Below are 24,012 nucleotides of genomic sequence, written 5' to 3' on the forward strand. Positions count from 1 at the left end.
GCAAGCAGGAGAATAACAACATGAAATTCGTCAAAACCGTGTTGGCCGCTTCGCTGGCCATGGTCCTTGCCGCCCAGGTACAGGCCGCTGTTTCAACCCAGGACGCTGCCAAGCTGGGCACCAGCCTGACCCTGGTGGGCGCCGAGAAGGCCGGGAACGCTGATGGTTCCATTCCGGCCTACAACGGTGGCCTGACCACGCCGCCAGCCAGCTTCAAATCCGGCGACAGCATGCGCCCGGACCCGTTCGCCAGTGAAAAACCACTGCTGGTGATCGACGGCAAGAACGTCGATCAGTACAAGGGCATGCTCACCGCCACCACCGTGGAACTGGCCAAGCGCTTCCCGACGTTCCGTGTCGATGTGTTCCCGACCCACCGCACCGTGTCGCTGCCCAAGGCGATCCTCGATAACGGCGTGAAGAACGCCAGCGGCGCCAAGTCCCTCGAAGGCGGCTTGGCCATCGACAACGTGCTGCCGGGCGTACCGTTCCCGATCCCGCAGTCGGGCAACGAAGCGATGTGGAACTTCCTGTTGCGTTACCAGGGCGTGAGCATCAACTCCAAGTACGACTCCTGGAACGTTGACTCCGCCGGCGTACCAAGCCTGGCCACCACCGGGCAGGCGTTCATTTCCTACCCGATCTACGAAAACCTCGCGCAGCCGATCAGTAGCGCCGACGTTTACTACCAGATGAAGCTGTCGTACACCGGCCCCGCGCGTCGTGCCGGCGAAGCGGTGATGCTCAAGGACGCCGCCAACCCGCTGACCCAACCGCGCCGCGCCTGGCAATACCTGCCTGGCCAGCGTCGGGTGAAACTGGCTCCGAACCTGGCGTACGACACGCCTAACCCGGGCACTGCCGGTGCCGGTACCTACGACGATGTGTTCGTGTTCAACGGTGCGCTGGATCGCTACGACTGGAAGCTGGTCGGCAAGCAGGAAATGATCGTGCCCTACAACACCTACAAGCTGACCTACGTCCAGGATCCGAAGTCGATCACTACACCGAATCACCTGGCACCGGAGTTCGTTCGCTGGGAAAAACACCGCGTGTGGGTCGTCGAAGGTACCCTCAAGTCGGGCGCCCGGCACATCTATGCCAAGCGTCGCTTCTACCTCGACGAAGACAGCTGGACCGCTCTGGCCTCGGATCAATATGACGCCCGTGGTCAGCTCTATCGCGGTTCCTTCGCCTTCCTCAGCCAGAGCTATGACAAGCAGATCCCGGACTCCACGCCGTTCATGATCTACGACCTGGTCGGTGGTTCCTACAACATCAACGGTGTAGTCGGCCCTTACGGCGGCATCAAGTACATCGATCCGCTCTCCAAGGCCCAGTGGTCTTCGGAATCCCTGGCCGGCAGCGGCATTCGCTAAACCAACCGCAAGCAGACGCTCGCACGATCCACTGTGGGAGCGAGCCTGCTCGCGATGGACCTGAGGGCGACGCGGGCATCCAGACAGCACGCGTAATCGTTAACGTCCATCGCGAGCAGGCTCGCTCCCACATGAGCTGCACGGCGCGAGGTGTGGCGCGGTTTTCCGAAGAGGACGCGGTATGTGTTCGTATAAAAATAATATGTTGAAGCTGGCGTTTGGCATTGCGCTCTGTCTGTCGCAGGGCGTCAGCCAGGCGTCCGATTACGTCGACGTGCTGGACCTGCCTGCCAAGGTCAGCGCCTTGGCCATCAAGAGTCCGTTGTCCGGCATGGCCCGCGCCGGTGAGCGCGTGATCGCCGTTGGCCAACGCGGCCATATCCTGTTTTCCGATGATTCCGGTCAGCACTGGCAACAGGCCGCCGTGCCGGTGAGCGCCGACCTCACCGCCGTGAGTTTCCCGACCGACAGCCAGGGCTGGGCGGTGGGCAATGACGGCGTGGTATTGCACAGCAGCGACGCTGGCGTGACCTGGAACAAACAACTCGACGGTCGCCAGATCGGCGATCTGCTGGTCAAGCATTACACGGCGTTGGCCAGTGCCGAACCGGGCAATGAACAATGGCCGTTGCTGGTCGCCGAAGGCCAGCGCCTGGTGGAGCAGGGCGCCGACAAACCGCTGCTCGATGTGTGGTTCGCCAATGACAAAACCGGCTATGTGGTCGGCGTGTTCAACCTGATCCTGCGCACTGACGATGGTGGCCAGAGCTGGACGCCGTTCCAGGATCGCACCGACAACCCGCAAGGCTTCCACCTCAATGCCATCGCCTCCACCGGCGATGCGCTGTACATCGCCGGCGAGCAGGGCCTGCTGCTCAAGTGGGATGACAACGCCCAACGCTTCGCCGCCGTGTCGACGCCTTACCAGGGCAGCTTCTTCGGCGTGGTCGGCAAGCCTGGCGAAGTGCTGGTCTACGGCTTGCGCGGCAACGTGCTGCGCAGCACCGACGGCGGGCAGAACTGGACCGCGCTGGACAGTGGCCTGCACGTCAGCATCACCGCCGGCCTCATCGATGCCCGTGGCAATTACCGCCTGTTCACCCAGGGCGGCCAGATGCTGGTCAGCCAGGGCACTGGCGCGCAATTGCATTTGGTGCAGCAACCGGCACGTACCCCGGTCGCCGGTGCCACCCAGTCCGCCACAGGCGCCCTGGTGGTAGCGGGTAGCCGTGGTGCACAGGCACTGTCCGTCGATTAAGACCTCGAAAATTCAGAGCGAGAACCCAGACATGGGCAATATCAAACAAGACGCCATGCCGGTGATCCGCGAGCTGCGTGATTTCGACCGCCGCTCCGGCAACCTGCTCGAACGGCTGGTGTTCAACTATCGGCCGCTGTTCATGCTGCTCATGGCCCTGGCCACCGTGGTCCTGGGCTTCATGGCCGTGACCCGCCTGGAGCTGCGTCCCAGCTTCGAGAAGATGATTCCGCAGAGCCAGCCGTACATCCAGAATTTCCTCGAGAACCGCGCTTCGCTGCGCGGCCTGGGCAACTCGGTGCGGGTGGTGGTCGAGAACACCCAGGGCGATATCTTCGACCCTGAGTATCTGGACGTGCTCAAGCAGGTCAATGACCAGCTGTTCCTCACCGAAGGCGTCGACCGTGCATGGATGAAATCCCTGTGGAGCCCGGCGGTGCGCTGGACGGAAGTCACCGAGGAAGGTTTCCAGGGTGGCCCAGTGATGCCTGATACCTACTCGGGGCAGCCTGAACAGATCGAGCAACTGCGCCAGAACATCTCCCGCGCCGGTATCGTCGGCAGCCTGGTGGCCAGCGATTTCAAGTCGACCATGCTGATCGTGCCGCTGCTGGACAAGGCCGCCGCCGGTGGCCAGCGCATCGACTACCACGCCTTTTCGCAGATGCTCGAAGAGCAGTTGCGCGACAAGATCGAATACGCTGGCGACAGCGCCGCACGCAAGTCCGGTGTCGAGGGCAAGGGCCACTACAAGGTCCGGGTCATCGGTTTTGCCAAGCTGATGGGCGACCTGATCGACGGCCTGATCCAGGTGATGATGTTTTTCGGCCTGGCCGTTGTCACTTCGCTGGTCATCATCTATGCCTACACCCGTTGCGTGCGCAGCACCTTGCTGGTGGTAGGCTGCTCGTTGATTGCGGTGGTCTGGCAACTGGGTATCGTCGCCTGGCTGGGCTACGCCATCGACCCGTATTCGGTGCTGGTACCGTTTTTGATCTTCGCCATCGGCGTGTCCCACGCGGCGCAGAAGATGAACGGGATCATGCAGGACATCGCCCGTGGCACCCACAAGCTGATCGCCGCGCGCTACACCTTTCGCCGTCTGTTCATCGCTGGCGTTACCGCGCTGCTGGCTGACGCCGTCGGCTTCGCCGTGTTGATGCTGATCGACATTCCGGTGATCCAGGACCTGGCGATCACCGCCAGTATCGGCGTCGCGGTACTGATCTTCACTTCGCTGTTGCTGATGCCGGTGGCGCTGTCCTACATCGGCGTCGGCCGCAAGGCCGCCGAGCGTGCGCTGAAAATCGACACCCGTGCCGAGCACCACAAAGGCTTCGGTAAACTCTGGGACTTGCTCGATCGCTTCACCACCCGCAAGTGGGCCACTGGCGCCGTGTTGGTCGCGGTGCTGATGGGCATCGGCGGTTTCATGGTCAGCCTGCAGTTGAAGATCGGCGACCTTGAAAGCGGGGCGCCGGAGTTGCGCGCCGACTCGCGCTACAACCGCGACAACGCCTACATCACCAGCCACTACGCGCTGTCCAGCGACCTGTTCGCCGTGATGATCAAGACCGCGCCGGAAGGCTGCCTGAACTACAAGACCCTGGTCCTCGCCGATCGCCTGGCCTGGGAACTGCAGCAGTATCCGGGCGTGCAGGCCACCGCTTCGCTGGTCAACGCGGTACGCCAGATCACCGCCGGCACCTATGAGGGCAACCCCAAGCTCAACAACATCCAGCGCAACCAGGACGTGCTGAACTATGCCGCGCAGCAGGCCTCGGTCAACTCGCCGGAGCTGTTCAACAACAACTGCTCGCTGATGCCGGTGATCGCTTTCCTCAAGGATCACAAGGCGGAAACCCTCGACGCCGTGGTAGCGATTGCCGACAAGTTTGCCAAGGAAAACAGCACCGACGATCGCCAGTTCCTGCTGGCCGCCGGCAGTGCCGGCATCGAAGCGGCGACCAACATCGTGGTGCGCGAGGCCAACCGCACCATGCTGCTGTACGTCTACCTGGCGGTGACGCTGTTCTGCCTGATCACCTTCCGCAGTTGGCGCGCCACGCTGGTGGCGCTGTTGCCGCTGGTGCTGACCTCGATCCTCTGCGAAGCGCTGATGGTCGCCATGGGCATTGGCGTGAAGGTCGCGACTCTGCCGGTGATCGCCCTGGGCGTGGGGATCGGCGTCGACTACGCCTTGTACCTGCTCAGCGTGCAATTGCACTTCCAGCGCCAGGGCCTGCCGCTGTCCCAGGCCTACCGCAACGCCGTGTCGTTCACCGGCCGGGTGGTCGGGCTGGTCGGTATCACCCTCGCTGCTGGCGTGGTGTGCTGGGTCTGGTCGCCGATCAAGTTCCAGGCCGACATGGGCATCCTGCTGACCTTCATGTTCCTGTGGAACATGCTCGGCGCGCTGATCCTGATCCCGGCCCTGTCGTACTTCCTGCTGCGTGAACGGGCACCCCAGCCCGGTGCTGTCGCGGCAACCGAGAACACTGAATCCACTGAACGTCCTGGCATGCCGCATGCCGTGACCACTTCCGAGTAAGCCAAGATGTCTGATTACAAAGCTCCCCTGCGCGACATGCGCTTCGTACTCAACGAGGTTTTCCAGGTGTCCCGGCTCTGGGCCAGGTTGCCTGGCCTGGCCGAGGTGATCGATGAAGAAACCGCCGCCGCGATCCTCGAAGAAGCCGGCAAGATCAGTGGCGAAGTCATCGCCCCCTTGAACCGCGCCACCGATGAGCAGGGCTGTACCTGGAGCAAGGGTTCGGTCACCGCGCCAGACGGTTTCGCCCAGGCTTATCAAGCCTTCGCCGAAGGTGGTTGGGTGGGTGTCGGCGGTGATCCGCAATACGGCGGCATGGGCATGCCCAAGGCCATTTCTGCCCAGGTCGAAGAGATGGTCAACGCCGCCAGCCTGTCGTTCGGCCTGTACCCGATGCTGACCGCCGGCGCCTGCCTGTCGATCAAGGCCCATGCCAGCGAAGAGCTCAAGGAGCGTTACCTGCCCAACATGTACGCTGGCACCTGGACAGGTTCGATGTGCCTGACCGAGGCCCATGCCGGTACCGACCTGGGCATGATCCGCACCAAGGCCGAGCCCCAGGCCGATGGCAGCTACAAGGTCAGCGGCAGCAAGATCTTCATCACCGGCGGTGACCACGACCTCACCGAGAACATCATCCACCTGGTGCTGGCGCGACTGCCGGATGCACCGGCGGGGCCGAAAGGCATCTCGCTGTTCCTGGTGCCGAAAGTGCTGGTCAATGCCGACGGCTCCCTGGGCGAGCCTAATTCGCTGTCCTGCGGTTCCATCGAACACAAGATGGGCATCAAGGCCTCGGCCACTTGCGTGATGAACTTCGATGGCGCCACCGGCTACATCATCGATGCACCGAACAAGGGCCTGGCGGCGATGTTCACGATGATGAACTACGAACGCCTGGGCGTGGGCATCCAGGGCCTGGCCCAGGGCGAACGTTCCTACCAGAACGCCTTGGCGTACGCCCGTGACCGCCTGCAGAGCCGTGCGCCAACCGGCGCACAGAACAAGGACAAGGCCGCCGACCCGATCATCGTCCACCCCGACGTGCGCCGCATGCTGTTGACCATGAAGGCCCTGAACGAAGGCGGTCGCGCGTTCTCCAGCTACGTCGCCCTGCAACTGGACATCGCCAAGTTCAGCGAAGACCCGACCGAGCGTTCCCGCGCCCAGGACCTGGTGGCCTTGCTGACCCCGGTGGCCAAGGCGTTCCTCACCGACATGGGCCTGGAAACCACCTTGCACGGGCAAATGGTGTTTGGCGGCCACGGCTTCATCCGCGAGTGGGGCCAGGAGCAACTGGTGCGCGACGTGCGCATCACGCAGATCTACGAAGGCACCAACGGCATCCAGTCCCTGGACCTGGCCGGGCGCAAGATCGTCGGCAGCGGCGGGGCGCTTTACCGCCTGTTCGCTTCGGAGATCCGCGACTTCACCGCCAGCGCCAGCACTGACCTCGGCGAGTTCACCCAACCCTTGAACGCCGCCGTGGACACCCTCGACGAACTGACCGCGTGGCTGCTGGACCGGGCACAAAACAACCCGAACGAAATCGGCGCCGCCTCGGTCGAGTACCTGCAGGTGTTCGGCTACACCGCCTACGCCTACATGTGGGCGCGCATGGCCAAGGCCGTCATGAGCGGCGATGCCGAGGACGATTTCTACATCAGCAAACTGGCCACCGCGCGTTTCTACTTCGCAAGGTTGCTGCCGCGTATCCACTCGTTGAGCGCATCGGCCAAGGCCGGCAGCGCCTGCCTCTACGAGCTTCAAGCCGATCAGTTCTGATCGAAAGGACAAGGAATCTTTATCATGATGGCGACAAAAATAATTCCACCCGCCGACGGCGCCTACGCCTATCCCTTGCTGATCAAGCAATTGCTGCTGTCCGGGGTGCGCTACGAACCGGGCCGGGAAATCGTCTACGCCGATAAGCTGCGCTACAGCTACCAGACCCTCAACAAGCGCATCCGCCGCCTGGCTAATGCGCTGACCGCGGCCGGGGTCAAGGCCGGGGACACCGTGGCCCTGCTCGACTGGGACAGCCACCGTTATCTGGAATGCTTCTTCGCCGTGCCGATGATCGGCGCGGTGCTGCACACGGTGAACATTCGCCTGTCGCCGGAGCAGGTGCTGTTCACCATGAACCACGCCGAAGACGATGTGGTGCTGGTGCATGACGATTTCCTGCCGCTGGTGGAACAGATCCAGGATCGGTTGACCACGGTCAAAGGCTTTGTCCAGCTCACCGAAGACCAGGCGAGCGACACTTCGTTGCCGGTGCTGGGCGAGTACGAGCAGTTGCTGTCGCAGTGCCCGGACCAGTACGACTTTCCCGATTTCGACGAGAACTCGGTAGCGACGCTGTTCTACACCACCGGCACCACCGGCGACCCCAAGGGCGTGTATTTCACCCATCGCCAGCTGGTCCTGCACACCCTGAATGCCGTGGGCTCGTTGGGCGTCTACCAGGGCGCGCCACTGCTGCGTTCCGACGACGTGTACATGCCGATCACGCCGATGTTCCACGTGCATGCCTGGGGTGTGCCTTACGTCGCGACCCTGATGGGCATCAAGCAGGTGTACCCCGGCCGCTACGAACCCAACAGCCTGGTGCGGCTGTATCAGGAGGAGAAGGTGACCTTCTCCCACTGTGTGCCGACCATCCTGCAGATGATCCTCAATTGCGAGCAAGGCAAGTCCGCCCGTTTCGACGGCTGGAAAATGCTCCTGGGCGGCAGCGCGCTGCCCCTGGGGATTGCCAGCGAAGCCAGTGCCAAGGGCATCGTGGTACACGCCGGCTACGGCATGTCCGAGACCTGCCCGCTGCTGTGCCTGACTTACCTGCGCGACGAAGACCTCCAGCAGCCCATGCAGGCGCAACTGCCGACGCGCATCAAGACTGGCACGCCGGTGCCGATGGTCGACCTGAAGATCATCGACGCCAGTGGCAATGACGTTGCTCATGACGGCGAGTCCCTGGGCGAGATCGTGGTGCGTGCGCCCTGGCTGACCCAAGGCTATCTGAAGGAGCCGCAAAAGGGCGCCGAGCTGTGGCAGGACGGCTGGCTGCATACCGGCGACATGGCATCCATCGATCCGTTGGGCGGCGTGGAAATCAAGGACCGGATCAAGGACGTGATCAAGACGGGCGGGGAGTGGATCAGCTCGCTGGAACTGGAAAGCCTGATCAGCGAACACGAGGCGGTGCTGTCGGTCGCGGTGGTCGGCATTGCCGATGAGCAGTGGGGCGAACGGCCCATGGCGCTGGTGGTCTGTGAGCCTGGGCAATACCTGGATCGCAAGATCCTCGAGGCGCACCTGCAAGGGTTTGTGGAGCTCGGCCGCATCAACAAGTGGGCGATCCCCAAGCAGTTCAAGTTCGTCGCCGAGATCCCCAAGACCAGCGTCGGCAAGATCAACAAGAAACTGATCCGCGAACAAGAGTTGGCCTAGGGTTTTGCGCTCAACGCAAAAAACATTGTAGGAGCTGGCTTGCCAGCGAAGAGGCCCGAAAGATCGATGCAATACTCGAGGGCGCCTTCGCCGGCAAGCCGGGCTCCTACAGATCCGCGGTGGCCACGGACTCACGTGCGGCGCAAAACATTGTAGGAGCTGGCTTGCCAGCGAAGAGGCCCTCAAGGACACCATAGCCAGCAGCCAGCGCCCACAAATCATTTACGCTTGGGCAACGTCCAGTTCGGTCGTATGAAGTGGCAGGTGTAGCCGTTGGGGTAGTGCTCGAGGTAGTCCTGATGCTCAGGTTCCGCCTCCCAGAACGGCCCGGCGGGTTCGATCTCCGTGACCACCTTGCCCGGCCACAGGCCAGAGGCATCAGCGTCGGCCACGGTATCCTCGGCCACGCGCTGTTGCGCTTCATCCAGATAATAGATCGCCGAGCGATAGCTCATGCCGATATCGTTGCCCTGACGATTGAGGGTGCTCGGATCATGGATCTGAAAGAAAAACTCAAGGATCTGCCGATAACTGATCTGCTCCGGGTCGAAGACGATTTCGATCGCTTCGGCGTGGGAGCCATGGTTGCGATAGGTCGCATTGGGCACATCACCACCGGTGTAGCCCACCCGCGTGGAGATCACGCCAGGGTAGCGCCGCAGCAGATCCTGCATGCCCCAGAAGCAGCCGCCGGCGAGGATGGCGGTTTCGGTGTTCGTCGTCATCAGTACGCACCTCCCATCAAAGCGCGGCCTCCGGAGGGGAGGCCGTCAGTCCCTCAATGCATCTTGCTGTGATCCATGTTGCCGTGATCCATCGTACCCAGTGCCCGGGCCTCGGCGTCAACCTTGATCGTCTCTTTCTCGCCCTTGGCGTTTTCCACGGTCAAGGTCAACGGCACTTTGCTACCTTCCTTGATCTGGCCCGTCAGGTCCATGAGCATGATGTGGTAGCCATGGGGATCGAAGCTCACCGGCTTGCCGGCCGGCAACGCCACGGACTCGACCTGCTGCATGCTCATCACATCGTCTTTCATGCTCGACTGGTGAATCTGCACCAACTTCGCCACCGGCGACTGCACGCTGAGCAGCTTGCTGTCAGTGTCGGCCTGCAAGGTCATGAAGGCGCCGCTCGAAGGCTGGCCGGCCACCGTCGCCCGGACCCAGGCGTCGTTGACCTGGGTTTGCGCGGACACCTGCCACGCCATGCCGATCAGGGTCAGGCCCAGGGCCAGTTGTTTGAAACGGGGTGCGCAAAACAAAGTCATCAGCAGACCTCCATGACGGTGAGCAGGTCTTCTGCGCACTCTTGAGCGGTAAGGGACGCGGACAGGCCGAGGCGCAAATTGCCCCGGGAGTCGAACACGAAGCTGGTCGCGGTATGGGACAGGGTGTAGGTATCGCCGCTGGGGACTTTCTCGAAGAATACGCCGAACTCCTTGGCGGTGGCGGCGGTTTCTTCCAGGGTGCCGGACAGCGCTTCGAAACTCGGGTCGAAGGCCTTCACGTACTTGTCGAGCAACTCGGGGGTATCGCGCTCGGGGTCCAGGGTGATGAAGATCACTTGCAGGCGCTCGCCATCGCGGCCCATCAGTTTCTTTGCCTGGGCGGCGCGGGCCAGCGTGGTCGGGCAGACGGCCGGGCACTGGGTGAAACCGAAGAAGATCATCGGCATCAGGCCCTGGTAGCTGCCGAGCATGCGGGTTTCGCCGTCGGCATCCTTGAGCTTGAAGGAACGCCCCATGATCTTGTCGCTCAGGTCCTTGCCGTACTTGAACGACAGCTTGCTGCTGTCATCACAGCCGGCGAGCAGGCCGAGGCTCAGCAGGCTCATGCCTTGCAGGACCGTGCGGCGGGAATACAACGTACTCATGGAAAAAAGCATCCTGTGTAGCGACTGGAAATCTACAGTGGCTGATCTCTGAGACGAGAAAAAGCGCGTGGATGTTAACAAACTGTTGCCCGTTGGCGCTCAATCGATGGCCAGCCGGTCATGCGCCAAAAGGTCGCGGTCGGTGTAATACATGAAAATACAAACGCGGCGGATGCCGACACATTGCAGATACAAACTTGCGATTAGATGGCGCTTTCCAACGAGTTGAAGCGAGCATCGTCATGATCCGTAAACTGCAGCAAGCCGCCCGTTTCCTTGGCCAGAGTGCGCGTTTGATGGTGGGCGTACCTGATTACGACAACTACGTTGCGCAGCGGGCGATCACCCATCCGGGGGAGCCGGTGATGAGCCAGGAGGCGTTTTTTCGTGAGCGTCAGGAGGCGCGTTTCGGTCGTGGGAAATGTAATACGCGGTGTTGCTGATGCTGCAAACTCCCGCTTATGGCCCCGATCCACTGCAGGGCTGGCTCGCCCGAGATGGCCTCATAACGGCCACCATCGCATCGCCAGCAAGCCGGCTCCTACGGATATGCGTCACGCCAAAAATTCAACTTACCTGCGCGAAACCTGTAGGAGCTGGCTTGCCAGCGATGGCGGCATAACGGCCACCATCGCATCGCCAGCAAGCCGGCTCCTACGGATATGTGTCACGCCACAAATTCAACTTACCTGCACGAAACCTGTAGGAGCTGGCTTGCCAGCGATGGCGGCATAACGGCCACCATCGCATCGCCAGCAAGCCGGCTCCTACGGATATGCGTCACGCCACAAATTCAACTTACCTGCGCGAAACCTGTAGGAGCTGGCTTGCCAGCGATGGCGGCCTGACAGCCAACCCGTCTCTCGCGGCTGTACCCGATCTACTGTGGGAGCCGGCCTGCCGGCGATGGCGGCCGAAAGACCAGCCCATTATTGAAGGGCGGAACACCTATCAAGGCGGATCAATCTGATCCAGCACCCGATTCGCCGTAATCTCCGCCAGCATTACACGGTTTGAAATCCCGGCAGTGCAATCGGCCGCTGCATGCACTTTTAAAGCGCCCTGCCTGACAACGTGCACCAGTGCGAAGCGGTTTGCCGAGTTTTTCTATCGCAAGCTGCAACAGCCTTCCGACCCGCTCAATCCGCCAGAAACACGCCTGACTCGCAGTCATCACGCCAGTTTTCACGACCGTGGAAGTATCAATCAGCAATCTGGCACAAACACTGCATCATCCCCCTCAAGCCCCTCTGAAAAAGAAGGGCAGCCCTCTCGGTCAACGACGATCGACTGGCCGCACAGGTCGTGGGCAACATCGGTGGATCAGGCATGGCCGTCTGGTTTCGACACCGCAAAAGAACAGGCAAAGACGCCTGGAACCGCAAGGTTTCAGGCGTTTTTTTTTGCTTTTTTTCACCGTGATGGGCTTTGGGCAGGGTCGTATATGAATTCCAATGTAGCCAGTTTGAACAAGCTGCAAACGCTGATCGTGATCGGCAATGGCATGGTCGGGCATCATTGTGTCGAGCAGTTGATCGAGCGCGGCGCGCTTGATCGCTATCGGCTGCACGTCTTCAGTGAAGAGCCGATGCGTGCCTACGACCGCGTGCATCTGTCCGAATACTTCTCCGGTCGCGATGCCGAGTCGCTGGCACTCAGTGACGCGGCGTTGTACCAGACGCCCGGCGTCACCCTGCACCTGGGGGTGCCGGTGTTGGAAATCGATCGTGCCCGGCGCCAGGTGATCACCGCGCAAGGCTGTGTGGCCTACGACAAGCTGGTCCTGGCCACCGGGTCCTACCCGTTCGTGCCGCCGATCGAAGGCGCCGAAGGCGATTCGCGGCTGGTCTATCGCACCCTGGAAGACCTCGATGCCATTCGTGCCGCGGCGGCCAATGCCCGGCGCGGTGTGGTGGTTGGCGGTGGCCTGCTCGGCCTGGAAGCCGCCAACGCCCTGAAAAGCCTGGGACTCGAAGCGCACGTGGTGGAATTCGCGCCACGGCTGATGCCGGTGCAACTGGATGACCTCGGTGGGCTGGCGCTCAAGGCGCAGATCGAGCGGCTGGGCGTCGGTGTGCACCTGTCCCGCGCCACGCAATCGATCAGCGCCGGCGAGCAGTACCGCTACCGGATGAACTTTGCCAACGACGAATTCCTCGAGACCGACCTGATCGTGTTCTCCGCCGGGATTCGTGCCCAGGACGCGCTGGCCCGGCAATGCGCGCTGGACATCGGCCCGCGCGGTGGCGTGGTGATCGACGACACCTGCCTGAGCTGCGACCCGCACATCTACGCCATCGGCGAGTGCGCATCGTGGAATGGCAGCCTGTTCGGCCTGGTCGCCCCCGGCTACCAGATGGCCCGCAGTGTCGCCGCGCGCCTGTGTGACGATGCCGCCGAGCCGTTCCAGGGCGCCGACATGTCGACCAAGCTCAAGCTGCTGGGCGTCGACGTCGGCTCCATCGGCGATGCCCACGCCAACACGCCGGGCGCCCGCAGCTATCAGTTCATCGACGAAACCAGTGCCAGCTACCGGCGCCTGGTGGTCGACGCCAGCGGTAAACAGGTGCTCGGTGCAGTGCTGATCGGCGACAACAGCTACTACGACACGCTGCTGCAATACATGCAGAACGCGATCGCATTGCCTTCCGAGCCCGCCGCGCTGATCCTGCCTTCGTCCGAAGGCGCACCGACCCTCGGCCCTGGCGCCTTGCCGGAAACCGCCACGGTCTGCTCCTGCCACAACGTGACCAAGGGCGCCATCTGCTCGGCCATCGACGGCGGTTGTACCGACCTCGGCCTGCTCAAGTCACAAACCAAGGCCTGCACCGGTTGCGGCGGTTGCGCAGGCTTGCTCAAGCAAGTCTTCGAGCATGAGCTGATCGCCCGTGGGGTCAGCGTCGACAAGAGCCTGTGCGAACACTTCGCCTACACCCGCCAGGAGCTGTATGCGCTGGTGCGGGTGGAAGGGGTGATCAGTTTCGAAGAACTGCTGGCCAAGCATGGCCGTGGCCACACCGGTTGCGACGTGTGCAAGCCGGCGGTGGGCTCGATCCTGGCGTCCTGCTGGAACCAGCCGATCATGGACCCGTCGCTGGTGCCGCTGCAGGACACCAACGACACCTTCATGGCCAACATGCAGAAGAACGGCACCTATTCAGTGGTGCCGCGCATTCCCGGTGGCGAGATCACCGCCGACAAGCTGATTGCAATCGGCGTTGTAGCGAAGAAATACGACCTCTACACCAAGATCACCGGTGGCCAGCGTATCGACCTGTTCGGCGCCCAGTTGCATCAGTTGCCGGACATCTGGAGCGAACTGATCGAAGCAGGCTTCGAAACCGGCCACGCCTACGGCAAGTCGACCCGTACGGTGAAGTCCTGCGTCGGCAGCACCTGGTGCCGCTACGGCGTGCAGGACAGCGTGCAAATGGCCCTGACCATCGAAGACCGCTACAAGGGCCTGCGCTCGCCGCACAAGCTCAAGTTCGCCGTGTCCGGTTGCACCCGTGAATGCGCCGAAGCGCAAAGCAAGGACGTCGGCGTGATCGCCACCGAGAAGGGCTGGAACCTCTACATCGCCGGCAACGGCGGCATGCGCCCGCGCCATGCCGAGCTGTTCGCCACCGACCTCGACGACGCGACCCTGATCCGCTACATCGACCGCTTCCTGATGTTCTACATCCGCACCGCCGACAAGTTGCAGCGCACCTCGGTCTGGCGCGAAAGCCTGGAAGGCGGCCTGGACTACCTCAAGGACGTGATCATCCACGACAGCCTTGGTCTGGGCGCCGAGCTCGAGTCGCAGATGCAGCTGGTGGTCAATCGCTACGAATGCGAGTGGGCCAACGCCCTCAAGGACCCGGAAAAGCTCAAGCGCTTCCGTACCTTCGTCAACGACAAACGCGCGGACCCGGACATCCACTTCGTCCAGGAACGCGGCCAGCGCCGGCCGATCATGGCGGCCGAACTCAACCTGATCCCTGTTACCGAGGAGAGCGTTTGATGAACCAGTCCAATAGCCAACGCGTTGAAACCACTGCGTCTGCCACCTGGCAATCGGTGTGCAGCCAGCAGGACCTGGTCAATGACTCCGGCGTGGTGGTGTGGCTGGACGGTGCCCAGGTGGCGCTGTTCTACCTGCCGGGCATGGAGGGTAAAAACCTCTATGCCATCGACAACCACGACCCGCAATCCGGGGCCAATGTCATCGGCCGCGGCCTGGTGGGCAGCATCAAGGGCGACCTGGTCGTTGCCTCGCCTATCTACAAGCAGCATTTCCGTCTTGAGGACGGCAGTTGCCTGGAGTACCCGCAACAGCGCTTACGGGTATGGCCGGTGCGGCTGAACGACGGGGTGGTGGAAGTCGCAGTGGCCTGAGTGCCTTTTTCAGCAGGAGACGGACATGAAGACAGCCGCACAGTTGCTCAAGCTCAAGGTCGTGGAAAACCAGCAGGTGCACAGCATCGCCCCGGACGCCATGGTGTTGGAGGCCGTGCAGAAAATGGCCGAAAAGAACGTCGGCGCGTTGCCGGTGATCGACAAGGGCCAGGTCGTCGGGGTGATCAGCGAGCGCGACTATGCGCGCAAGGTGGTCTTGCTGGGACGTTCGTCAGTCGGCACGCCGGTCAGGGCCATCATGAGTTCCCCGGTGGTCACGGCCGACAGCCAACAGAGCATCGAGCATTGCATGGCGGTCATGACGGACAGCCATTTGCGGCACCTGCCGGTGGTGGAGAATGGCGAGCTGATCGGGTTGCTGTCGATTGGTGATCTGGTCAAGGAGGCCATTGTCGAGCAGGCCGACCTGATCCGGCAGTTTGAACATTACATTCGCGGGCACTGAAACCAGCGGGTGAGTCAGCGCAACACAAAAGGGGGCGAAGGGCGGGTAGACGCCGATTCGCCCCCTTTTTTTCGGGATCAGCCAACCATCAGAACTTGAATGCCTGGCGTCCTACCAGCAGCCATTTTCCGTCTTGTTTCTGCCAGATCTGGAAATTCTCGATTTCCGTCGGGACCACCTCGGTGCCTTTGAGGGCCTGGGCCGAGAAGTGATGGCGGACCAGCGCGACATCGCCGGAGACGGTGATGGTCTGGTTCTGCATCTCCAGGGTCTTGAAGGCGCTTTTGCCGGTTTCGATATCGGCGATGAAGGCTTTCTTGTCCTGGATCTTGCCGCTGGAATGGCCGTAGGTGAGGTTCTCGGCGGTCAGCGCCTTCAGTTCAGCAATGTCCTTGTGCAGCATCGCCTGGGTCAAGTGGTCGACGGCTTGCGCCACGTCCTTGTCCCCAGCAGCCGGGGTGGCGGCCACGTAGCCGCTGAACAGGCACAGAAAACCGATCAGCATTTTTGCTTTTTTCATGTTGTTTCCTTGTTGTTGTGGGGGAGCGGATCGACGAGCATCAGATTGCTCATCGGTCATCGTACAACCTAGCATGGGGCGGAGGAAAAAAGCGAACTTGCACCCTGGTTTTGTCTCAAAGTTAAAAGGTGTTGCGACTTCAATGGTGCCAGGGTTCGAGGACTTCAAAACATGCAGCCCAAGGAACATCCGCGATACGAATTGACGCTGCTCATCCTGTTTCTGCTGATCGTCATCGCCTTGGGTTATGCCCCACGCAGCCGGGTGGATTGGGCGCTGGAAAACCTGCTGGCGCTGCTGCTGGTGGGGACATTGGTGGTGTTTTATCGCCGCTTTCGCCTGTCTGCGGCCTCACTCACCCTGGTGTTCGTGTTCTTGTGCATCCACGAACTGGGAGCTCATTACACCTATTCCCTGGTGCCGTACGACCGTTGGTGTTCGGAACTGACCGGGGTCAGCTTCAACAAGAGCCTTGGCCTGCACCGTAATCACTACGACCGCCTGGTGCATTTGAGTTACGGGCTGTTGATGGCCTGGCCGGTCCGCGAAGTGCTGCTGCGGCTTACCCCGTTGCGCGGGCGCTGGCTGTTTTTCGTGGCCCTGAACATCATGCTGTCGACCTCGGCCGTCTACGAACTGGTGGAATGGATCGGTGGCGCTTACCTTGGCGACGACACGGCAAAAGCCTTCGTCGGCGCGCAAAACGACCCCTGGGATTCGCAAAAGGACATGGCGCTGGCCGTCGCCGGTGCATTCGTCAGCCTGCTATTGGTTTCCCTGCTCAATACGGCAGACAAAGCCGCTTTACCTACCGCATGTCGCAAAAACCGCAATCAGTGGCAATAGCCTTCAATTCGCGCAGAGACCCGTCGATAACCTCTTGAGATGCCATTCGCGGTGGCCGTTGGCCGCCAACCCACGTGTCAGAAGAGGAACCACAGCGTGTCCATTAAACTGCGTTTACTGTTGCTGATAGGGACCGGGTTACTCACCGCGTTGGTCATGGGCCTGGTCGGTTACCTGGGGACGGCCCGGATGGGGGAGGCGGTGCAGGACAACGAAGTGGGCATGACCGTGCTGCGCAACCACATGGAAGCCGACATGATGCACGACGCGCTGCGCGCCGACGTGTTGTCGGCGATGCTGGTCGGGCTGGGCAAGAGCACCAGCAGCCAGGCCGAGGTGCGCACGTCCATCGAAGAGCATGCGGCGCACTTTCGGCAAGTGCTCGGCGACAACCTCAAGCTGCCGGTCAACGACACCCTGAAAACCGCGCTGAACAGGATCAAGCCCAGCCTTGACACCTACATCAGTACGGCCGAGCGCATTGTCGGCATGGCCCTGGAAAATCCCGAGGCCGCGCAAAAGGAACTCGGCACCTTCAACAGCGCGTTCAGCCAACTGGAAGAGCAGATGGCCGCCCTCAGCGAGCTGATTGAAAGCAACAGCCAACAGGCCAGTGCAGGCACCCGCCAGGTACTCGGCAGCGCCAACCTGACCCTCGGCGCCGTGCTCATCGCCAGCCTGTTGTTGTTGCTGGCCCAGGGCCGCTGGGTGATCCTGAGCATCATGGGGCCGTTGCGCACGGCCAGCCGCATTGCCGAGAGCATCGCCCACGGCAACTTGAGCGAACCCATTGTCGAGCCGACCCGCACCGACGAAGCCAGCCTGTTGATTCGCAGCCTGGCGACCATGCAGCGAGATTTGCGCGGCATGATCGAAGTGGTGCGCAGCAACGCCCATGGCGTCAGCGGCATGAGCACACGCCTGAGCAATGGTTGTCACGAAGTGGCCGGCAGCAGCCAGCAGCAAAGCGCTGCCGCCAGCACCATGGCCGCCGCCGCCAGCGAAATGACCGCGAGCATCGAGGAAATCACGCGGCATGCCGGGCGAGCGCTGGACATGGCCAACCAGGCCGAGGCGCTGGCCAAGGATGGCGGACGGGTGATCCATCAGGTGGTCAACGACATGGACGGCATCGCCCGTTCGGCGCAGCAGTCGGCGCAGGTGATCCGCACGCTGGACAAGGAATCCGAAGGGATTTTCAGCATCATCCAGGTGATCAAGGGCATCGCCGACCAGACCAACCTGCTGGCGCTCAACGCCGCCATCGAGGCCGCCCGCGCCGGCGAGCAGGGCCGTGGTTTTGCCGTGGTGGCCGACGAGGTGCGCAGCCTGGCAGGCCGCACCAGCGCCTCGACCCAGGAAATCGCCGCGATGGTCTCGCGCATCCAGCAAAGCACCCGCGAGGCGGTGATCAGCATGGAGGAGGGCGTCGCCCAGGTCGACAAAGGCATGGCCGTGACCGCCGACGTCGAGCGCGCCATCCGCGAAATCCTCGAGGCCACGCTCAACACCACGCAACTGGTCAACGACATCAGCCGCACCATCGGCGAGCAGAGCCTGGCCAGCAATGAAATCGCCCATCAGGTGGAGATGATTGCCGGGATGTCTGAGGGCAACAGCAAGGTAATTGGGCAGACGGCTTCGACCACGGATGAGTTGTCGAGCCTGGCGGGGCAGTTGTCGCAGTCGGTGGATCGGTTTCGGCTCTGAGACCTCTCGCTGTCTTTAAGGGCCTCTTCGCGAGCAAGCCCGCTCCCACAATGGAATGCATTCCAAATGTGGGAGCGGGCTTGCTCGCGAAGGCGGCGGTTCAGACAACATAAACCTACGGGCTAAAGATACTTGTCAGTCACCGCACCCTCCGAAGCACTGCACACCGTCTTCGCATACTTGGCCAACACCCCACGCTTGTACTTGGACTCAGGCCTCACCCAACGGCTCTTGCGCTCAGCCAGTTCTGCGTCGGACACATCAACGGTAATCTGCCGGGTTTCAGCATCAATCGTGATCCGGTCGCCATCTTCGACCAACGCTATCGGCCCGCCCTCAAACGCCTCGGGCGTGATATGCCCCACCACGAAACCATGGGAGCCGCCGGAAAAGCGCCCATCGGTGATCAGCGCCACTTCCTTGCCCAGGCCCTTGCCCATCACCGCCGAGGTCGGCGAGAGCATTTCGCGCATGCCCGGCCCGCCCTTGGGCCCTTCGTAGCGAATCACGATCACATCGCCCACCTGCACTTCGCCGTTGAGGATGCCGGCCAGTGCGCCTTCCTCGCCGTGGTACACCCTGGCCGTGCCTTCGAAGCGCAGGCCCTCCTTGCCGGTGATCTTGGCCACGGCGCCGGTGGGCGAGAGGTTGCCGCGCAGGATCACCAGGTGCGAGTCCTTCTTGATCGGTTGATCGAAGGGCAGGATCACGTCCTGGTCGACGGGGTAGTCGGGCACATTTTCGAGGTTTTCGGCCAGGGTCTTGCCGGTCACGGTCAGCACATCGCCATGCAGCATGCCGGCCGCCAGCATGCGCTTCATCAAGGGCTGGATGCCGCCGATGGCCACCAGCTCGCTCATCATGTATTTGCCGCTGGGGCGCAGGTCCGCGACCACCGGAGAGATCTTGCCCAGCTCGACGAAGTCGTCGAGGGTCAACTCGACGTCCACGGCATTGGCCATGGCCAGCAGGTGCAGCACGGCGTTGGTCGAGCCGGCGAGGGCGATCACCACGCGGATCGCGTTTTCGAAGGCCTTGCGGGTCATGATGTCCCGGGGCTTGAGGTCGAGCTTGAGCAGTTCCATGACTTGCTGGCCGGCGCGGTAACTGTCCGACGCCTTGTCGCTGCCCACCGCGTCCTGGGAACTGGAACCGGGCAGGCTCATGCCCAGCGCTTCGATGGCCGAGGCCATGGTGTTGGCGGTGTACATGCCGCCACAGGAACCGGGGCCGGGGATCGCCACTTCCTCGATCTGCTTGACCTGGATCTCGCTGATGTCCCCGCGGGCGTGCTGGCCCACGGCTTCGAACACGGAAATGATGTCGGTGTGGCCGGCGCCGGGGCGAATGGTGCCGCCATAGACGAAAATCGACGGGCGATTGAGCCGCGCCATGCCGATCAGGCAGCCGGGCATGTTCTTGTCGCAACCGCCCACGGTCACCAGCCCGTCAAAGCCTTCGCAACCGACCACCACTTCGATGGAATCGGCAATCACCTCACGGGACACCAGTGAATATTTCATGCCTTCGGTGCCGTTGGCGATGCCGTCGGAAATGGTGATGGTGTTGAAGATCACGCCTTTGGCACCGGCGGCGTTAGCGCCTTTTTCCGCTTCGATCGCGAGTTTGTCGATGTGCATGTTGCAGGGCGTGACCATGGCCCAGGTAGAGGCGATGCCGATTTGCGGTTTCTTGAAGTCTTCGTCGGTAAAGCCCACGGCACGCAGCATGGCGCGGGCGGGCGCGGCCTCGACACCGTCGATGACCTGGGAGGAATATTTGCGCAGATCGTCTTTATCGCTCATGGCTCTTTCCCCACATGTTCAACTGGTGACCACTGAGTATAGACACCCATCCACGGCAACCAACCCGCGCGGGCTGGCCTTGTCGTGATATTCTTGGCAACAACTTGGTTTGATCCATTCAGTTTTCCTGTCCTTGAGACGGGCGAGCAGAATCACTGTCGCTCAAGTAGCTGAAGCCAAAAAAGATAAGAAGTCAGTTCAGTAGGGACATATAACTGGGGTCGATGCATTCAATCGGCCTTGCGTGCCCACCCTCCAGACATCATGTGCGAGAACCCGCGGCAGACTTGCCTGAATGCCGTGAACAAGCGGCTCGCGATTGCAGATGGAGGGGCGGATGGCGTTTTATCATAGGTGCTACAGATGTTTAAGAAAGTGAACACGGCCCTGCTGGGGCTGGCCTTGTCGTTGGGGATGACGACAGCCCAGGCCGAAGAAGCCAGGAAAGTCGACGTGCTGCTGATTGGCGGCGGCATCATGAGTGCGACCCTGGGTGTGTGGCTCAACGAGCTGGAACCCGGCACTTCGATGGAAATGATCGAGCGCCTCGACGGCGTCGCCCTGGAAAGCTCCAACGGCTGGAACAACGCCGGTACCGGTCACTCGGCCCTGGCCGAGCTGAACTACACCCCGGAAGACGACAAGGGCAACGTGTCGATCCCGAAGGCCGTTGAAATCAACGAGGCGTTCCAGATCTCCCGTCAGTTCTGGGCCTGGCAGGTTCAGCAAGGCGTGCTGAAGAACCCGCGTTCGTTCATCAACTCCACACCGCACATGAGCTTCGTGTGGGGCGATGACAACATCAAGTTCCTGAAAAAGCGCTACGAAGCCCTGCAGGCGAGCCCGCTGTTCGCCGGCATGCAGTACTCCGAAGACCCGGCCGTGATCAAGAAGTGGGTCCCGCTGATGATGGAAGGGCGTGACCCGAACCAGAAAGTCGCGGCCACCTGGAGCCCGATCGGCACCGACGTGAACTTCGGCGAGATCACCCGCCAGTTCGTTGCGCACCTGCAAACCACGCCGAAATTCGACTTGAAGCTGTCCAGCGAAGTCCAGGACATCACCAGGAACGCCGACGGCAGCTGGCGCGTCAGCTACAAGAACCTGAAGGACGGCAGCAAGTCCGAAACCGACGCCAAGTTCGTGTTCATCGGCGCCGGCGGCGGTGCCCTGCACCTGCTGCAGAAGTCGGGCATTCCTGAAGCCAAGGAATACGCAGGCTTCCCGGTAGGCGGCTCGTTCCTGGTGACCGAGAACCCGGCCATCGCCGAGCAACACCTGGCCAAGGCCTACGGTAAAGCGTCGGTTGGCGCTCCGCCGATGTCGGTTCCGCACCTGGACACCCGCGTGCTGGACGGCAAGCGCGTGATCCTGTTTGGCCCATTCGCGACCTTCAGCACCAAGTTCCTGAAAGAAGGTTCGTACCTGGACCTGCTGACCACCACCACCACGCACAACGTGTGGCCGATGACCAAGGTTGGCATCAAGGAATACCCGCTGGTGGAGTACCTTGCCGGTCAGCTGATGCTGTCGGATGAAGACCGCCTCGACGCCCTGAAGGAGTACTTCCCGAACGCCAAGGCCGAAGACTGGCGCCTGTGGCAAGCCGGCCAGCGCGTGCAGATCATCAAGCGCGACGAAGCCGCCGGTGGCGTGCTGAAACTGGGCACCGAGATCGTTGCTTCGCAAGACGGCAGCATCGCCGGCTTGCTGGGCGCATCCCCAGGCGCTTCGACTGCCGCACCGATCATGCTGACCGTGCTGCAGAAAGTCTTCAAGGACAAGGTCGCGACCCCGGCCTGGCAGGAAAAACTGCACCAGATCGTGCCGAGCTATGGCACCCAGCTGAACGCCAACCCGCAAAAGGTTGCCGAGGAATGGGCCTACACCGCCAAGGTGCTGGAACTGACTCCGCCACCGGCGATTGGCCAGGCCGTTGCTCCAGCTGTCGAGGCAGAGAAGGCCAAGGCACCGAAAGAGAATGCTGCGGCAGACATGGCGCTGTAACTGAGCGCCTGATCAGCAAGCCCACTGCGCCAGGGATGGCCGGTGGGCTTTTTTGTGTCCGCTATCTCCCTGTCCCCCTGTCCCCCTGTCCCCCTGTCTTCTGTAGGAGCGAGCTTGCTCGCGAAGGTCGTCAACGATAACGCTTTAAACCTGACACACCGCAGCGTGCTCAGGTTTTTCGCGAGCAAGCTCGCTCCTACAGTTCATCAGTTCATCAGTTCATCAGTTCCATCTGATCCGTATTTTCCAGCGCTTTCTGCCCCTGTTATGCATTCAGCCCAACCCCCACAATAACGGCAAGTTTCGCCGCCTTGGCCGCGGTGCACCGTATTTTCGAAATGTTGGAGGCTTTATGGGCAAGATGGCGTTTTTCCTCGGTGGTTTCCTGGTGTTGACCATTCTGATCGGCATCCTGGCGACGATTTCGCCGGTGTGAGCTCCGTGGCGGCTACTTCACCGGGTCTTTATGCTTGATGTCCCCGCAGAAAATATCGACGTTGCCATCCGTCGCTGCGGTTCGCACGACGACGTGATAGTCACCGGACAGCAAGACCGGCAAGGCCACGGGCACGCTTCTTGAGAACGTCCAGCCGCGAATCGGTTGGCGCTCGGTGTTGACTCTGTCATTCATGGCGTAGGCGACGGGCCCGGGTTGCTCGCAGCTGCCTTTATTGATGAAGCTGTAGAGGCGCAGGGGCAGGGTGGCACCGCTTGGCGCACCGCTGATGAAGAAACTGAGTCCGGTTTGCTGGTCCCAGGCGGACAACGCGACATTGCCGATCTGGCCGGTGTTCTGCCGGGTAGCGACCAGGGTGACCGACACGCTCTGGTTTGGTGAATTTGTGCAGCCGAACAGGCTGGCGCAGACCATCAGCGCCGCCAGGGAATGTCTGAGTTTCATTGCAAAACTCCTTTTTCATGTGAACGAACCGGACTTCCAGCAGCGAATCCGCGAGGCGCTGCAGGATTATCGCCTGTCGCTGCCCCATGACCAGGCCATCGGCACGTTTGCCGTGGCCTATGCCAAGCAGAATGCCAAGGACTATGCCGCGCTACTGGCCGCGTACAGGTCCGGGCGGATCACCGCGCTCATGGAAGAAGATTGACCCGCGACCGTTGCACCTAGCGCCCGTGGGCGTTGTCTGCCAGTTGCGCGGTATCGACCCGGACGAAAATGGAATCGCCCACCGCGGTCAGCACGTCCCCGGCGAAGACTTCGCAGATGACTCGCGTCTTGCGCCCGACTTCACCTTCCACCCGCGCCCGCAGGGTGAGCGGGATGCCCATGGGCGTCGGCTTGATGAACTTGATGCCGAGGTTGCCGGTGACGCAATTGATCCGCGGCAGGCTCGCGACTTCACGGTTTTCCGCGCGGTAGTGATAGGCCATGACCGCCCAGTTTGAATGGCAATCGACCAACATGGCGATCAGCCCGCCATAGACCAGGTCCGGCCAGCCGCAGTATTTGGCATCGGGCACGTGCTCGGCCATGACATGCACGCCGTCTTCATGCCAATAGCTCTTGATGTGCAGCCCGTGGGGATTGCTGCTGCCGCAGCCGTAGCACACGCCATCGGGCGCGGCGGTGTCTTGCAGGGAGGTATCGAGTTGGGACATGTCGTGTTATCCGAAAAATGAGCCAGACCTGATGGACGTTAACGCTCAATCATAATCGGTGAGGCCTGCGGGGGAAATGTTTTGAGGCACAACGCGCCTCTGTAGGAGCCGGCTTGCTGGCGATGCGATGGTGGCCGTTATGCCGCCA

20 protein-coding genes and 3 pseudogenes are annotated in these 24,012 nt (G+C 61.7%); 15 read left to right on the forward strand and 8 right to left on the reverse strand.

Features of this window, described 5'->3' with window-relative positions; genetic code table 11:
* The first annotated feature begins 20 nt into the window (after positions 1 to 20).
* The 5 genes from NPS56_RS28805 to NPS56_RS28825 all read left to right on the forward strand — a co-directional run bounded on the left by NPS56_RS28805 (position 21) and on the right by NPS56_RS28825 (position 8,641).
* Positions 21 to 1,379, forward strand: coding sequence for a DUF1329 domain-containing protein (locus tag NPS56_RS28805; RefSeq protein WP_274077797.1), 1,359 nt, complete (start codon positions 21 to 23; stop codon positions 1,377 to 1,379).
* A 181-nt stretch (positions 1,380 to 1,560) separates the two neighbouring features.
* Positions 1,561 to 2,637, forward strand: coding sequence for a WD40/YVTN/BNR-like repeat-containing protein (locus tag NPS56_RS28810; RefSeq protein ID WP_274077798.1), 1,077 nt, complete (start codon positions 1,561 to 1,563; stop codon positions 2,635 to 2,637).
* Between the two features lie 31 nt (positions 2,638 to 2,668).
* Entirely contained in the window at positions 2,669 to 5,188 is a 2,520-nt protein-coding gene (locus NPS56_RS28815) for an efflux RND transporter permease subunit (protein WP_274077799.1), read from the forward strand.
* Between the two features lie 6 nt (positions 5,189 to 5,194).
* Complete coding sequence (locus NPS56_RS28820; protein ID WP_274077800.1) at positions 5,195 to 6,973, forward strand: acyl-CoA dehydrogenase C-terminal domain-containing protein; 1,779 nt, start codon at positions 5,195 to 5,197, stop codon at positions 6,971 to 6,973.
* Positions 6,974 to 6,997: 24 nt separating this feature from the next.
* Positions 6,998 to 8,641, forward strand: a complete 1,644-nt coding sequence (locus tag NPS56_RS28825) for a fatty acid--CoA ligase (RefSeq protein WP_274077801.1) — start codon at positions 6,998 to 7,000, stop codon at positions 8,639 to 8,641.
* 218 nt (positions 8,642 to 8,859) lie between these two features.
* Here the strand turns inward: NPS56_RS28825 and msrA are convergent, their stop codons facing one another.
* The 3 genes from msrA to NPS56_RS28840 are packed head-to-tail and all read right to left on the reverse strand — an operon-like array spanning position 8,860 to position 10,513.
* Complete coding sequence (gene msrA / locus NPS56_RS28830) at positions 8,860 to 9,366, reverse strand: peptide-methionine (S)-S-oxide reductase MsrA (protein WP_274077802.1); 507 nt, start codon at positions 9,364 to 9,366, stop codon at positions 8,860 to 8,862.
* 53 nt (positions 9,367 to 9,419) lie between these two features.
* Complete coding sequence (locus NPS56_RS28835) at positions 9,420 to 9,908, reverse strand: copper chaperone PCu(A)C (protein WP_274077803.1); 489 nt, start codon at positions 9,906 to 9,908, stop codon at positions 9,420 to 9,422.
* The gene (locus tag NPS56_RS28840; protein WP_046818741.1) at positions 9,908 to 10,513 is read right to left on the reverse strand and encodes an SCO family protein; all 606 of its coding nucleotides are present in this window, start codon (positions 10,511 to 10,513) and stop codon (positions 9,908 to 9,910) included. Before NPS56_RS28840 ends, NPS56_RS28835 begins: the two co-directional genes overlap by 1 nt.
* 242 nt (positions 10,514 to 10,755) lie before the next feature.
* On the opposite strand from NPS56_RS28840, the gene NPS56_RS28845 reads away from it, so the two are divergent.
* Positions 10,756 to 10,956, forward strand: a complete 201-nt coding sequence (locus NPS56_RS28845) for a YbdD/YjiX family protein (protein ID WP_274077804.1) — start codon at positions 10,756 to 10,758, stop codon at positions 10,954 to 10,956.
* A 508-nt stretch (positions 10,957 to 11,464) separates the two neighbouring features.
* Here the strand turns inward: NPS56_RS28845 and NPS56_RS31465 are convergent.
* A pseudogene (locus tag NPS56_RS31465) lies at positions 11,465 to 11,536 on the reverse strand (DUF6124 family protein); the annotation flags it as partial.
* A gap of 421 nt (positions 11,537 to 11,957) precedes the next feature.
* Here NPS56_RS31465 and nirB point away from each other — a divergent pair.
* The 3 genes from nirB to NPS56_RS28860 are packed head-to-tail and all read left to right on the forward strand — an operon-like array spanning position 11,958 to position 15,359.
* Positions 11,958 to 14,519 carry a nitrite reductase large subunit NirB gene (gene nirB, locus NPS56_RS28850; RefSeq protein ID WP_274077805.1) on the forward strand — a complete coding sequence of 854 codons (2,562 nt, stop codon included), beginning with the start codon at positions 11,958 to 11,960 and terminating at the stop codon, positions 14,517 to 14,519.
* On the forward strand, positions 14,519 to 14,893 hold the full coding sequence (gene nirD, locus NPS56_RS28855) for a nitrite reductase small subunit NirD (RefSeq protein ID WP_274077806.1): 375 nt from the start codon (positions 14,519 to 14,521) through the stop codon (positions 14,891 to 14,893). Before nirB ends, nirD begins: the two co-directional genes overlap by 1 nt.
* A gap of 25 nt (positions 14,894 to 14,918) precedes the next feature.
* Positions 14,919 to 15,359 (forward strand): CBS domain-containing protein, encoded by a 441-nt coding sequence (locus NPS56_RS28860; protein ID WP_274077807.1) that lies wholly within the window; start codon positions 14,919 to 14,921, stop codon positions 15,357 to 15,359.
* Between the two features lie 88 nt (positions 15,360 to 15,447).
* On the opposite strand, the gene NPS56_RS28865 is transcribed toward NPS56_RS28860, so the two are convergent.
* On the reverse strand, positions 15,448 to 15,879 hold the full coding sequence (locus tag NPS56_RS28865) for a nuclear transport factor 2 family protein (RefSeq protein WP_274077808.1): 432 nt from the start codon (positions 15,877 to 15,879) through the stop codon (positions 15,448 to 15,450).
* A gap of 171 nt (positions 15,880 to 16,050) precedes the next feature.
* Here NPS56_RS28865 and NPS56_RS28870 point away from each other — a divergent pair, with 171 nt between their 5' ends.
* The 3 genes and pseudogenes from NPS56_RS28870 to NPS56_RS31475 all read left to right on the forward strand — a co-directional run bounded on the left by NPS56_RS28870 (position 16,051) and on the right by NPS56_RS31475 (position 18,435).
* On the forward strand, positions 16,051 to 16,725 hold the full coding sequence (locus NPS56_RS28870; RefSeq protein ID WP_274077809.1) for a DUF2238 domain-containing protein: 675 nt from the start codon (positions 16,051 to 16,053) through the stop codon (positions 16,723 to 16,725).
* Between the two features lie 39 nt (positions 16,726 to 16,764).
* Positions 16,765 to 17,577 (forward strand): annotated as a pseudogene (locus NPS56_RS31470) (MCP four helix bundle domain-containing protein); the annotation flags it as partial.
* Positions 17,578 to 17,709: 132 nt separating this feature from the next.
* Positions 17,710 to 18,435: a methyl-accepting chemotaxis protein gene (locus NPS56_RS31475; protein WP_406592618.1), complete on the forward strand. Its 726-nt coding sequence runs from the start codon at positions 17,710 to 17,712 to the stop codon at positions 18,433 to 18,435.
* 122 nt (positions 18,436 to 18,557) lie between these two features.
* Here the strand turns inward: NPS56_RS31475 and ilvD are convergent, their stop codons facing one another.
* The gene (gene ilvD, locus NPS56_RS28880) at positions 18,558 to 20,240 is read right to left on the reverse strand and encodes a dihydroxy-acid dehydratase (protein WP_274077811.1); all 1,683 of its coding nucleotides are present in this window, start codon (positions 20,238 to 20,240) and stop codon (positions 18,558 to 18,560) included.
* 363 nt (positions 20,241 to 20,603) lie between these two features.
* Here ilvD and mqo point away from each other — a divergent pair, with 363 nt between their 5' ends.
* On the forward strand, positions 20,604 to 22,247 hold the full coding sequence (gene mqo, locus NPS56_RS28885) for a malate dehydrogenase (quinone) (protein WP_274077812.1): 1,644 nt from the start codon (positions 20,604 to 20,606) through the stop codon (positions 22,245 to 22,247).
* Positions 22,248 to 22,316: 69 nt separating this feature from the next.
* A pseudogene (locus NPS56_RS28890) lies at positions 22,317 to 22,451 on the forward strand (outer membrane lipoprotein carrier protein LolA); the annotation flags it as partial.
* A 244-nt stretch (positions 22,452 to 22,695) separates the two neighbouring features.
* Here the strand turns inward: NPS56_RS28890 and NPS56_RS28895 are convergent.
* Positions 22,696 to 23,148, reverse strand: a complete 453-nt coding sequence (locus tag NPS56_RS28895) for a hypothetical protein (protein WP_274077813.1) — start codon at positions 23,146 to 23,148, stop codon at positions 22,696 to 22,698.
* Positions 23,149 to 23,167: 19 nt separating this feature from the next.
* On the opposite strand from NPS56_RS28895, the gene NPS56_RS28900 reads away from it, so the two are divergent.
* Positions 23,168 to 23,353, forward strand: coding sequence for a hypothetical protein (locus NPS56_RS28900; RefSeq protein WP_274077814.1), 186 nt, complete (start codon positions 23,168 to 23,170; stop codon positions 23,351 to 23,353).
* A gap of 16 nt (positions 23,354 to 23,369) precedes the next feature.
* Here NPS56_RS28900 and NPS56_RS28905 read toward each other — a convergent pair whose 3' ends face one another.
* Positions 23,370 to 23,864 (reverse strand): PaaI family thioesterase, encoded by a 495-nt coding sequence (locus NPS56_RS28905; protein WP_274077815.1) that lies wholly within the window; start codon positions 23,862 to 23,864, stop codon positions 23,370 to 23,372.
* Positions 23,865 to 24,012 lie beyond the last annotated feature (148 nt).

It is taken from the genome of Pseudomonas putida (assembly GCF_028682635.1).
Lineage (GTDB): Bacteria > Pseudomonadota > Gammaproteobacteria > Pseudomonadales > Pseudomonadaceae > Aquipseudomonas > Aquipseudomonas putida_AE.

What these genes read in the sequence shown, in the direction of transcription:
- NPS56_RS28805 (WP_274077797.1), top strand. Translation starts at nt 21, where the DNA reads ATGAAATTCGTCAAAACCGTGTTGGCCGCTTCGCTGGCCATGGTCCTT.
- NPS56_RS28810 (WP_274077798.1), top strand. Translation starts at nt 1,561, where the DNA reads ATGTGTTCGTATAAAAATAATATGTTGAAGCTGGCGTTTGGCATTGCG.
- NPS56_RS28815 (WP_274077799.1), top strand. Translation starts at nt 2,669, where the DNA reads ATGGGCAATATCAAACAAGACGCCATGCCGGTGATCCGCGAGCTGCGT.
- NPS56_RS28820 (WP_274077800.1), top strand. Translation starts at nt 5,195, where the DNA reads ATGTCTGATTACAAAGCTCCCCTGCGCGACATGCGCTTCGTACTCAAC.
- NPS56_RS28825 (WP_274077801.1), top strand. Translation starts at nt 6,998, where the DNA reads ATGATGGCGACAAAAATAATTCCACCCGCCGACGGCGCCTACGCCTAT.
- msrA (WP_274077802.1), bottom strand. Translation starts at nt 9,366, where the DNA reads ATGACGACGAACACCGAAACCGCCATCCTCGCCGGCGGCTGCTTCTGG.
- NPS56_RS28835 (WP_274077803.1), bottom strand. Translation starts at nt 9,908, where the DNA reads ATGACTTTGTTTTGCGCACCCCGTTTCAAACAACTGGCCCTGGGCCTG.
- NPS56_RS28840 (WP_046818741.1), bottom strand. Translation starts at nt 10,513, where the DNA reads ATGAGTACGTTGTATTCCCGCCGCACGGTCCTGCAAGGCATGAGCCTG.
- NPS56_RS28845 (WP_274077804.1), top strand. Translation starts at nt 10,756, where the DNA reads ATGATCCGTAAACTGCAGCAAGCCGCCCGTTTCCTTGGCCAGAGTGCG.
- nirB (WP_274077805.1), top strand. Translation starts at nt 11,958, where the DNA reads ATGAATTCCAATGTAGCCAGTTTGAACAAGCTGCAAACGCTGATCGTG.
- nirD (WP_274077806.1), top strand. Translation starts at nt 14,519, where the DNA reads ATGAACCAGTCCAATAGCCAACGCGTTGAAACCACTGCGTCTGCCACC.
- NPS56_RS28860 (WP_274077807.1), top strand. Translation starts at nt 14,919, where the DNA reads ATGAAGACAGCCGCACAGTTGCTCAAGCTCAAGGTCGTGGAAAACCAG.
- NPS56_RS28865 (WP_274077808.1), bottom strand. Translation starts at nt 15,879, where the DNA reads ATGAAAAAAGCAAAAATGCTGATCGGTTTTCTGTGCCTGTTCAGCGGC.
- NPS56_RS28870 (WP_274077809.1), top strand. Translation starts at nt 16,051, where the DNA reads ATGCAGCCCAAGGAACATCCGCGATACGAATTGACGCTGCTCATCCTG.
- NPS56_RS31475 (WP_406592618.1), top strand. Translation starts at nt 17,710, where the DNA reads ATGGCCGCCGCCGCCAGCGAAATGACCGCGAGCATCGAGGAAATCACG.
- ilvD (WP_274077811.1), bottom strand. Translation starts at nt 20,240, where the DNA reads ATGAGCGATAAAGACGATCTGCGCAAATATTCCTCCCAGGTCATCGAC.
- mqo (WP_274077812.1), top strand. Translation starts at nt 20,604, where the DNA reads ATGTTTAAGAAAGTGAACACGGCCCTGCTGGGGCTGGCCTTGTCGTTG.
- NPS56_RS28895 (WP_274077813.1), bottom strand. Translation starts at nt 23,148, where the DNA reads ATGAAACTCAGACATTCCCTGGCGGCGCTGATGGTCTGCGCCAGCCTG.
- NPS56_RS28905 (WP_274077815.1), bottom strand. Translation starts at nt 23,864, where the DNA reads ATGTCCCAACTCGATACCTCCCTGCAAGACACCGCCGCGCCCGATGGC.